Consider the following 11,018-nt stretch of genomic DNA (forward strand, 5'->3'; position numbering starts at 1 on the left):
GTACCCGGAAGCGAGTTGAATCGAATTATGCAAAATGCTGACGTGTTTTGCTTTTTACCAGCAGCAGCATCATAAAATGCCTGAGGATCTCAGCTTTACGCCTGATCCTGGCGAGCAAGTGCAGCCAGCGCGCGCAGCGCCGCTTCGATCTCACGCTCAACCGCATCAGCTACCGCATTTGTATGCGGGTCATACTCGGCAGCCAAATCACTGTCTGCGAAACCATCGATAGCTACAATTGCCCCGGCACGTGCGCCGCGCAGTGTACTAACAATGTAGAGCGCTGCAATCTCCATCTCAGCGGCAAGAGCACCCGCCAGCTTGTACTTGCGGTGAGGAATCTCTTCCACCCCTGTGAAGAATGCATCCAGCGTAACGGTAATGCCCACGCCAACTTTACCCGCACTAGGAGCATCCGCTCCACTTGCATGCTCACGAGTCGCCTCGATTAACGCTTGCGTAACGCCAAGGTCCGCTACCGCAGGGAAACCATCCGGTACCAGCTGACGTGTCAGCCCGTCCGTACGAACAGCGGCCGTGCTGACGATTACACTGCCCGCTGGGTAATCCGCGGTATACGAGCCCGCTGTACCTACACGAATCAGGGTCGTTACCCCTGCCCGGATCAGTTCTTCGAAGCAGACGGCTGCTCCAGGTGAACCTACGCCATGGCTGACCACGGCCATTTGTACACCTTCGTACAATCCTACAAACGTGCGATACTCCCGGCTGAACGCCAGTTCTCTCGCCTGCTCCAGCTTGCGGGAAATTTTCTCCGCACGTGCCGGATCACCACAGACAATGGCATATGCAGGCATATCTTCGGAATGAATCTGCAAAATAGGCATCAACATCTTAATCAAACTCCTTCTTCGTCCATTCGTCTTCCGGAATCGGAATATCTTCACCAGAGAAGCGTTGCTCCTTGAATGGATCGGCAAAATGATGGAAACCATTGACTTCCCAGAAGCCATTGCGATCTTCTTTCATGAATTCCAGACCTCGTATCCACTTCGCGCTCTTCCAGAAGTAAAGTTGTGGAACAACCAAGCGCAATGGATAACCGTGCTTCGGTGTGAGCGGCTCACCGTTAAATTTAAAAGCAAGCAATACATCGTCATGCATCAATTCTTCGAGCGGAACATTCGTCTCGTAATCATGATCCGCGTGGATCATGACGTATTTCGCTTCCGGTTTGACGCCCAGAAGCTTAATGAAATCCGAGAACCTGATACCTTCCCATGGTGTATCAAACTTCGACCAGCGAGTTACGCAATGAATGTCGCTCACCGTGTTCACTTGAGGCATCGCCTGAAGCTCGGCGAAGGAGAACACCTTCTCCTCCTCAACCTCACCGAATACCTTCAAATCCCAGGTGGAAAGGTCGTATTCTGGCACTTCACCTTCATGCAGAATCGGGAATTTCTCGGTCAGTACCTGCCCCGGTGGCAGTCGGTCTCCGTGCTCAGCACCCGCTTTGGGTGCCGGGCTTTTCGTTTTTTTCAGACGTTCAGCCTTATTATGCAAGCGTGATTCCTCCTTCTTTATATGCTTCAAGCATAACATTCAGGATTTAACGCGAGCTCCCGCCCGCTTTTAGTGCGTCTTGTGCATAAGTACGGTCCTTGAAGAAGAACATCGCCACCAGTGTCACAATATACGGCAGCATCATGGTAAAGTGAGTTGGCAGCGCAAAGCCCTGCAATCGGATACTAAGTGCTTCCATGAACCCGAACAGCACACTGGACCCCATAACGCCAAGCGGATTCGCTTGACCCAACATGGTTGCTACCAATGCGATGAAGCCACGGCCTGCGGTCATGCCCTCGGTAAACATCGTAACCTGACCGAGCGATAGCTGTGCACCCGCCAGAGCGCATAATACGCCGCACATCAGAACTGCACCATATTGAATGCCGCGCACCTTGATGCCGATACTTTGTGCTGCAACTGGATTCTCGCCAACCGAACGAAGACGGAAACCGGAGACACTTTTGAACAGATAAAACTGCAAGGCAATTACGATAATAATCCCAAGATATACGAGCGGGCTATGCCCTGAGATGACATCGCCTACCCACGGAATGTCCTTAATCAGAGGGATGTCCCATTTGGGGAGTCCCACCATATCCTTGTCGTAGTAAGCACCTTTTACATCAAAAATCGCACGCAGCGCAAAAGTCGTCAGTCCTGTCGCCAGAAAATTAAGCGAGATCCCGACCACAATGGCGTTGGCCTTCAGATTAATACTGATAAAGGCAAATAGCGCAGAGAACAACATGACGATTACAATCGAGAATATAACGGCCAACAGTACATTGCCGAACAGATAGTTACCCACAATAGCGGAGAAAGCACCGATCAATACGAGTCCTTCCAGACCCACGTTGAACAGACCGACACGAGAGCATAAAGCCCCACCGAGCGCTGCAAGCAGGATCGGCGTCATAATCCGCAGAGTAGAGCCAAACATGGCTGCATCAAACAGTTGTTGCATTGGACTTCTTCTCCTTTCTCCGCTTCAGGAATGAATATCCGATCTGAGCCGATACAAATAACGTCAATACCGCTTGGATGACACTGCCGACTTCCAACGGCACATCCGTATTCCGTTCCATCCCCATGGCACCTGTCTGCAACGCTGCAAGCAGGATTGCCGCCACAGCTGTTCCTAGCGGATGCGAGCGGGCGAGCAATGTCGCCATAATGCCGCTCCATGCATAACTTGCCGATGACAACGATCCATCAAGGAAACGGTACTGTGTACCCAGCACTTCCCCTGCACCTGCAAGGCCTGCAAGTCCACCACTGATGATCATGGAAAGCATCATCATGCGAATGCGGCGCACGCCACCATACGTTGCAAACGAAGGATTGCTACCCAACATGCGGATCTCATAACCGGTTACCGTCTTGTGTGTGAACCAATAGATGAGAATGGCCGCTACGATGGCAATGATGAATCCAGCATGCAAGCCCATGCCCTGGAACAGCTTCGGCAGCCAGACACTCTGATCAATCATTGGCGTCTGGGCCATCGCCGCCGATCCGGTGCGGTCTTTAAACGGATAGGATACCATGTATCCTCCAAAATAAATCGCAATATAGTTGAGCAACAGCGTCGTGATCAACAGATTCATGCCAAAGCGGGCATCCAGCCAACCTGCAAACAGCGACCAGACTCCACCGGCGATGATCCCCGCCACAATGGCTGCAATACAGACAAACCAGCCTGGACCCGGCAGGTAGAGCGCCGTCAGCGCTGCACTAAGTCCGCCGAGAACCATCTGTCCCTCGGCACCCATGTTGAAAAATCCGGCGCGGAACGCCAGTGCTACGCCCAGTCCCGCGAGAATAATTGGCGTCGAACGCGCCAAGGTGTTGGTGAAGAAGTAGAAGTTGCCGAAGGCCCCTTTCCACATCTCCGCATACGTATCCACCACGGACCCGCCAACGATCAGAATGGCTACAGCACCTGCCAGCAAACCGATAAATACGGCAAGCAGCGGCTGTAGGAGTCCGCGAAGTGTTTCTTTTACCCGATTCATATCCGCTCTTTCCCTCCTGCCATCAACAAGCTGATCTGTTCTTCTGTTGCTTCATCTGCCTTCAGTTCCCCGGCGATTCCGCCTTCATACATGACAATGATTCGATCAGATAATTGCAAAATCTCGGACAATTCGGAGGAAACGAGTAGAATACCCGCACCCTCATTCCGCTTGCGCAGCAATTCGGCGTGAATGGTCTCCATCGCTCCGATGTCAACACCCCGTGTCGGTTCAGCCGCAATCAGAAATGGCGTATCCTGGGCAAATTCACGCGCGGCAATCAGCTTCTGCAAGTTTCCGCCCGAGAGGAATTGTGCCTTCGTTTCCGCAGAACCGGTCTTGATGCTGAACTGCTTGATCCAGTTCTCGACCATGGTTCGTGCTGCCTTCGCTTTAATGATCCCTTTTGATTGAAGCCGGTGATGATGGCCCATCAGTCCATTTTCACGAACGCTTGCATCCTTCGCCGCTCCCCACATATAGCGGTCTTCCGGAATATGGGCAAGTCCATGTTCCCGAATGCGACGCACCGGCCAGTTCGTTGTATCCTGCCCTGACAGCAGGACGCGGCCGCTGTCTGCCTTGCGCAGCCCGGCAATAATCTGGATCAGTTCAGACTGACCGTTCCCTGAAATACCCGCGATTCCCACAACCTCGCCTTTCCGAACTTGCAAATGGATATCCTTGAGTGCAGAACGGTCCTCTGCTCCTGACAGATTTACCTCTTCCACCTGAAGCACAGCTTCTCCGGGAACGGATGGCTGCTTGTCCGTGCGTACCAGTTCACGCCCTACCATGAGGCGGGACAGTTCCTCTACATTCGTGTCTTTTGCTTCCAATGTACCTGTCACCTGACCATCACGAAGAACCGTGATTCGGTCTGCAACATCCATGACTTCCTGCAGCTTGTGCGTGATCAATACAAACGTTTTGCCCAGCTTGGCAAGGGATTTCATATTCGCGAGCAGTTCTTTCACTTCCAGTGGTGTCAGTACCGCTGAAGGTTCATCCAATATAATGATATCTGCGCCCTGATGCAGCACCTTGAGTATTTCAACACGCTGCTGCATTCCCAGAGGGCATTCAAATACTTTTTTCCACGGATCAACTGGCATGCCATACGTTCTGCCCAACTCATTCACCTGGGCCGCTGCCTGTTTGCGGTCAAATACACCTGCCGCAGACGGTTCACGGCCGATCACGATGTTCTCGGCAACCGTAAAGGAAGGAAACAGCATGAAATGCTGGTGCACCATGCCGATACCGCTTGCCATGGCTTGAGACGGGGTAGCGAAGCTTACCTCGCGTCCACGAACTTTGATTGTGCCTGATGTCGGCTGCTCCATTCCATACAACATTCGCATAAGGGTTGTTTTACCAGCCCCGTTCTCACCCACGAGGGCATGAATTTCTCCTTCTCGCAAATTAAAACGGATGTCCCGATTAGCGGTGAACCCGCCGTATTTCTTCGTAATCTGCTCCATCTCCAACAGCATATCTCGCGTTCTCTCCTCTCGGCCTCGGGCATTAAATAGCAGCAAAACCGGCTGCCTGATCGGGCAGCCGGCTGATCAACTCAATTACTCAATCCTATGGAACAAAGAATACTACTGTTGCAATGGATCTTTCACAACGATTTTGCCGGATACGATATCATCCTTGATCGCTTTAACTTTGTCGATAACCTCTTGTCCAACAAAAGCATTCAATGGAGTTTCGCTATCACGTGTTACGTAAGTCAAGCCTACGCCATCTTCTTTCAAGCCATAGTTTACAGCACCCGCCTTGAAGTTTCCTTCCACGAAATCCTTCACCGTTTGGTAAGAAACTGTATCGGTTGACTTTAATTGAGACAATACGATATGTTCCGGATCCTCAACGGTACGGTCTGTATCCTGACCGGAGGTATAGAAGCCTTTTTCTTTCGCTGCTTCGAACACGCCCAGATCGCCTACAGCAGATGCTGCGGCAATGAAGTCAGCGCCTTTGCCGAATTGCACCAGCGCCAGTTCTTTTGCTTTGGCCGGGTCATTGAATCCGCCAACGTAGTTCATGAGAAATTCCGCATTCGGGTTAACTGACTCCAGACCAGCTTTGAAGCCTTCAGTATATTTCTTCATCAATGGAACGTCCATCGCGACAATCATGCCGACTTTGTCTGTTTTCGTAGACAGTCCAGCAGCTGCACCAAGCAGGTACGCTCCTTCATATTCATGGAAACCAACGCTACGAACGTTAGGAAGATCAACCGTTGTGTCCACAATAGCAAAGGACTTGTCCGGGTTTTCAGCAGCCACTTTTTTCAATGCATCTTCTGCCTGGAAAGTTGCTGTAATAATCAGATCATAGTTCTCAGCAACTGCAGCACGCAGGTTTTGCTCAAATGCAGCCGGGTCAGTCGATTCAATCGTCTTGGTATCTACCTTGAATTCCTCGCCTGCTTTTTTAAAACCTTCATCCATCTGTACGAAGAACGGGTTGACCCCGATTTTTTCAGGAAGTACAAGCGCCATGCGAAGTGATTTTTCACTGTCGCCACCTTGGGCCGATTGTTCGTCTTTGGAACCAGAATTTCCACAAGCCGCCAGTAAAATAGCCAACATAATGATCGATAAGACGAACGATGAACCTCTTTTCATTTTGAAAATTCCCCTTTTCACAATTCTTTTTTATAATCCTAGCGGATACTGTCGATCCTTGTCAATAAATCTTTGAGCGTATACACTAAATGGAATATAATAGTTGATTTTCCCACCACAAGGCCTCGAAAGGCTTTCAATACCAAGGTTTTTTCCGTTGACATCCAGAGCTGCTCCATGCTAAAGTCAATCCAATTATTATATTCAGATAGGATTTGTCAGAATTATAACGCAATCTTGTTTATTTTCCAACCCTATTTTGAGGAGGCTATTCATTTGAAAAAAATCACCCAGATCACACTGGCCGCTCTGCTCGCCGCTCCAGTTACACTCGGCAGTCTCAGCTTGCCCGCTTCGGCATCCGCAGCATCGGCTAATCCCTCCGGACAAACTACCTCGCAGGCTGTGAAAGGACCGGTAGCACAAGCTCCAGCAGTCTATACCGAGAGCGCAGCCGATTACGCCCAATTCCTGCAAGCCAAATACAATATCCAATTGCCGCAACAGTTAACCAAGGGTGACTTCATCAAAGCGATTGCTGCCATTCTTGATGCCGATCAAGCTACTCCTGCTACAGATGAAGCAAGTGACAGTGAAACTAAGGCCCCTGCCTTTACTGATCTGAGCTCGAATGACTCTGCGTATAAAGCTGCTGTTTCCTTATATAACAACGACATCCTATCCGGTACGGAAGTGCGTGCCAATGACAAACTGAGCACTTATGCTGCTGTCTTCATCGCAGTCAAAGCAGCCGGATTCAAAGAGCTGGCATATACATACCCTGAAGACAAAACAGCGAAGGCACTTGCAAAACTGGGCATTAGCTCAAGTCGCGTTCAGGGACAAGCTGCGCAGGAACTGGCCGCTGCCATTGATACCGGTCTGATCCCAGAAAGCCTGTACCCCGCTCTCCGTAAGGGCGGCGAAGCAAGTTCTGATTTTTCTAACATATTGCTTGGACGGGTATTGACCAGTCAGGGCAAATATAAAAATGAAATTGGCCGTTCCGGCGATGCTGACATTTACTCCAAATTGTATGCCGCCTATCGCACTGCTGATTTAATAGAAGCCCCAGAACTTCGGACCATTGTGGATCAAGCTCTGCGGAATGATCTCGTCACAGGTTACAATCTTAAGGACAGTCGCTTTGATTCCAACTTCATTGATGAACTGACTTTAACTTACGGACATGATGATATTAAGCACGCGGTGCAATTAATTGGACTGTTGCGCAGTGAAGGCATCGATACCGACGTACAGTTTCAGCCGAAAACATCTGCCTTCATCTATTTGAAGGAATGGGGGGAGCCCAAAGAAACGCCGGATTACAAAGTAACCCAGATTGAGAATGGCAACTACATTGCCTATGCCAAAGAATATGACATTCAGTTCGAATTCAATAACACAGCGGATAAAGCCCGCTTCGACGACATCATATTGAAGTATGCCAAAAAGAATAGCGATGACACCTCTGCCTTAATTTATGCTTCATGGTGGCAGCCACTGTATTATTCATCAACCGCTCTGGCGGAATATCCAGTCATCGCCAACAATAAAATTTCGCTTGGCAACTATTATGCACAATCTTTCTCCCTTAAAGAGAATTCCAAGGCAATTCAGGAAGGATTCCGTAAGCTGGCCCCTGATGCGGACATTTCCAGTTACACCTTCTGGGTTGACCACCCGTTCTTCAATTATCTGAATGGGGAATCGGAATAAACAGAACATCTGCCAAGTGAATTAAAACTCACATTTTGACATAATATAAAGCCGTCTTTACCGAACTTTCCCATGGATTCGACCCATTGGTTCGTAAAGGCGGTTTTTTATTTATTTTTTTGCAAATTTCTTCTCAAAAAAATAATTACCCTTGCAGGATTTACCAGTAAAAGGTCGAATAACATAGGTACACAAACACGCAATTACATTTACACATATCTGTAAGACAGGAGTTAATCATGGTATACGACGGCATTCTGCTCGGCTTGATCGTTGGACTGTTCCGGGGAGGATTTCGGTATGGTCTCCACCAGTTTGCAGCTCTCAAGCTGCGAGGCGGATGGATATTCCCGCTGTTGCTGCTGGCCCAGTTCTTCATCTTTTTCTTGCAGGAAAGGCTTGAATGGGTTGCATCCATCAACGGCTACCTGTTTGCTGCCGTTTATGTCACAGGTTTAGCATTTTTGTGGCTTAATCGACGTTACAAGGGTTTTACGCTGATCTGGATCGGTGTTTTTCTCAATTTTATCGTCATGGCGGTAAATGGTGGGCGTATGCCAGTTTCCGTGGATGCCTCCGCTGTTCTTGGGCCCTATTATGTGGATATGCTGCGTGAAGGCGGAGCGGTATCAAAGCACTATATGATGGATGCTTCCACACATCTTTCATTCCTAGGTGATATCATCCCGCTGTCCAGCCCTTATCCGCGGACCCAGGTGATCAGCATCGGCGATGTGGTCATGAACATTGGCATATTCCTGTTTATCCAGTACATGATGGTGAATCGAACCGGAGAAGCTGTGCAGCCAGTGAATTCCATCAGGCCTGAAGAGATTCGGACAGACTCCAAGGAAGGGAGGTCTTTTCCATGAAAAAATTCGAAGGTATTAAATATTCCCGTCTCGTCATCAACGCAATCATCGTAGCTTCTGTCGTTGTAGCATTGACTTCGGGATACAAGCTGGGCGGCTAGTACATATACTCGCCAACCAAGACAAACAGGCTGCCAGCGGCCTGTTTTTTCTTTCTGGATTTTTGGGAGGTAACTTGTTATGTTATACATCAATATAGTACAAGCCGATATATTCACATCAAGAGCAGACTAAACCAAGCAGGAGAATTTTTATGAACTTTATTCGTAACCTTATCCATAAAGCAGATCGGAGCAGCATGTATGTCGTGTTGCTGAGCTGCACCGGCATCGGTATTTTTCTGTATATGAACAAGTTGTCTTATCTCCATCTATCCTCTGATGAATGGGTGATGGTATACACGATGCTCGGTGCGGCGCTGATTTTGGATTACTTCACGTTTCAAATTCCGCCCAAAGGCAATCAGCAATCCATGGACTCTTCCGTGTACCTCGCCTGTATCTTCATGTTTGGTGGTGCATTCAGTCTGTCTGTACTGCTGCCCGTTTCCCTCATTCTGTTAATCAAGGATCGCAAACTCACCTGGTGGAAACATATCGTCAATTTCAGCATTTATAGCCTCATGATTGCTGGAGCGGCTTATGTATTTACTTGGACTGGAGGAATTCCGGGAGCACTGGATGGATATAACCTGCTGCCCTATTTTGCGGCACTTGCAGCCTACTTCATCATTAATACAATCACGCTTGGCCTGTTCTTTCATTTCTCAACAAAGGATGCATTACAGCAGATGAAGCGTGTTTTCGTTACCGAATCACTGCTCGTCTATTTATGTACATTGATTTTGGCGCTTGTGCTGACCATTCTCGTTGTGCATAACGGCGTTCTGGGCCTGCTGCTCTACCTCAGTCTTAGCATTCTGCTATCGCATGCGTTCAAACAGCTGTTTGTGATGTATCAGAGTATTGAGGAAAAGGCGAATACGGATCAACGAACAGGTTTGTTTAACCACAGTCATTTTGAAAGTATGCTGGAGAGCGAGCTTGGTAACGCCCGTTCCCAGGGAACCCCGCTTTCGCTAGGACTCATCGATATTGATGATTTCAAAAAATACAACGACCGCTTCGGTCATCTTCAAGGTGACAGCCTGCTGGCTCTTCTCGGAGATTTCCTCAGTCGGAAGACGGAAGGCAGTCCGGTAACCGCCTTTCGTTATGGTGGAGAAGAGTTCACCCTGCTCATGCCAGGCATCGATCTGGACGAGGCTTATGCGTTCATGAACAAGCTGCGCAAGCAGCTGAACGACACACCTTTTGAAGGAGTTGAAGTGTTTCCACACGGTTGTCTCTCCTTTTCCGGGGGTGTTGCACGTTATGAGGTTGATATGTACAACAAGTCACAACTTGTGGATCAGGCGGATAAAGCGCTGTATTATGCCAAGAAACAAGGCAAAAACAATGTGCATCGCCACGGCAGCAATGACGGCATGGAGCATGAGATTGATCTGGTGCAGGATGTGCGCGATATTGAGCAACAGCTCAACTTGTTCAGATATAAGGATATGGATACATTCAAACATTCCAAACGCGTATATAAGTATGCTCTCGATGTAAGTGAGTTGCTGGAGCTCGACAATGTAGAGAAGCGCAATTTTGTACTGGGCGCACTGATTCATGATATCGGAAAGCTCGAAATTCCGTGGTCCATCCTGAATAAGAAAGAAAAGCTTACCGCTGAGGAATGGGAAACAATCAAGGGCCATGTCACCTGGGGCAAAAAGATGGCCTTGACCAACGAGCGTTTTGCCGATCTCATTCCCTATATCGAATTGCATCATGAACGGTATGACGGGGCAGGCTATCCCTATGGTCTGAAAGGCTGTGAGATTCCACGGTTGTGCCGGATGCTCACGGTGATTGATTCCTTTGATGCAATGACGACGGAGCGACCGTATCAGGAAACGAAAAATGTGGATCAAGCGATCAAGGAACTGCAGATGTGCTCCGGTTCACAGTTCGATCCCGAGCTAGCCGAGTTGTTCATCCGATATATTCAGAAACGGACGGTGCAACAACAACTTTTGTAACGCTCACCGGATATCCCCTGATAAAACCAAAAGCGCTACCCCCGGTCTGATCGGGGATAGCGCCATTTTCATGTTCATCATGGAATGGATCATGCACCAGATTACTTCATTCTTGTGCAGATTCTGCGTTATCGAGTGGTATTCATCTCGTATG

9 protein-coding genes are annotated in these 11,018 nt (G+C 48.9%); 3 read left to right on the plus strand and 6 right to left on the minus strand.

What is annotated here, in order from left to right; all coding sequences use genetic code 11:
- Positions 1-95: 95 nt before the first annotated feature.
- The 6 genes from AMS66_RS05565 to AMS66_RS05590 all read right to left on the minus strand — a co-directional run bounded on the left by AMS66_RS05565 (position 96) and on the right by AMS66_RS05590 (position 6,187).
- Positions 96-854: a nucleoside phosphorylase gene (locus AMS66_RS05565; RefSeq protein WP_053779835.1), complete on the minus strand. Its 759-nt coding sequence runs from the start codon at positions 852-854 to the stop codon at positions 96-98.
- 1 nt (position 855) lies between these two features.
- Positions 856-1,527: a sulfite oxidase-like oxidoreductase gene (locus AMS66_RS05570; protein ID WP_053779836.1), complete on the minus strand. Its 672-nt coding sequence runs from the start codon at positions 1,525-1,527 to the stop codon at positions 856-858.
- 46 nt (positions 1,528-1,573) lie between these two features.
- On the minus strand, positions 1,574-2,497 hold the full coding sequence (locus AMS66_RS05575; protein ID WP_024632282.1) for an ABC transporter permease: 924 nt from the start codon (positions 2,495-2,497) through the stop codon (positions 1,574-1,576).
- Positions 2,481-3,548: an ABC transporter permease gene (locus AMS66_RS05580; protein ID WP_053779837.1), complete on the minus strand. Its 1,068-nt coding sequence runs from the start codon at positions 3,546-3,548 to the stop codon at positions 2,481-2,483. Before AMS66_RS05580 ends, AMS66_RS05575 begins: the two co-directional genes overlap by 17 nt.
- The gene (locus AMS66_RS05585) at positions 3,545-5,044 is read right to left on the minus strand and encodes an ABC transporter ATP-binding protein (protein ID WP_053779838.1); all 1,500 of its coding nucleotides are present in this window, start codon (positions 5,042-5,044) and stop codon (positions 3,545-3,547) included. The genes AMS66_RS05580 and AMS66_RS05585 overlap by 4 nt, the downstream gene beginning before the upstream one ends.
- Positions 5,045-5,155: 111 nt before the next feature.
- Positions 5,156-6,187 carry a BMP family lipoprotein gene (locus AMS66_RS05590; RefSeq protein ID WP_053779839.1) on the minus strand — a complete coding sequence of 344 codons (1,032 nt, stop codon included), beginning with the start codon at positions 6,185-6,187 and terminating at the stop codon, positions 5,156-5,158.
- A gap of 276 nt (positions 6,188-6,463) precedes the next feature.
- Between AMS66_RS05590 and AMS66_RS05595 the strand changes: the two genes are divergently transcribed.
- The 3 genes from AMS66_RS05595 (at position 6,464) to AMS66_RS05605 (ending at position 10,864) form a co-directional block, all read left to right on the plus strand.
- Positions 6,464-7,906 carry a hypothetical protein gene (locus tag AMS66_RS05595; protein ID WP_053779840.1) on the plus strand — a complete coding sequence of 481 codons (1,443 nt, stop codon included), beginning with the start codon at positions 6,464-6,466 and terminating at the stop codon, positions 7,904-7,906.
- 239 nt (positions 7,907-8,145) lie between these two features.
- The gene (locus AMS66_RS05600) at positions 8,146-8,778 is read left to right on the plus strand and encodes a DUF5317 domain-containing protein (protein ID WP_053779841.1); all 633 of its coding nucleotides are present in this window, start codon (positions 8,146-8,148) and stop codon (positions 8,776-8,778) included.
- A gap of 253 nt (positions 8,779-9,031) precedes the next feature.
- A complete protein-coding gene (locus tag AMS66_RS05605; RefSeq protein WP_053779842.1) occupies positions 9,032-10,864 on the plus strand; it encodes a bifunctional diguanylate cyclase/phosphohydrolase in 1,833 nt (610 codons plus the stop codon).
- Positions 10,865-11,018 lie beyond the last annotated feature (154 nt).

Origin of the sequence: Paenibacillus xylanivorans (genome assembly GCF_001280595.1) — a bacterium.
In the GTDB taxonomy this organism is placed as follows: domain Bacteria; phylum Bacillota; class Bacilli; order Paenibacillales; family Paenibacillaceae; genus Paenibacillus; species Paenibacillus xylanivorans.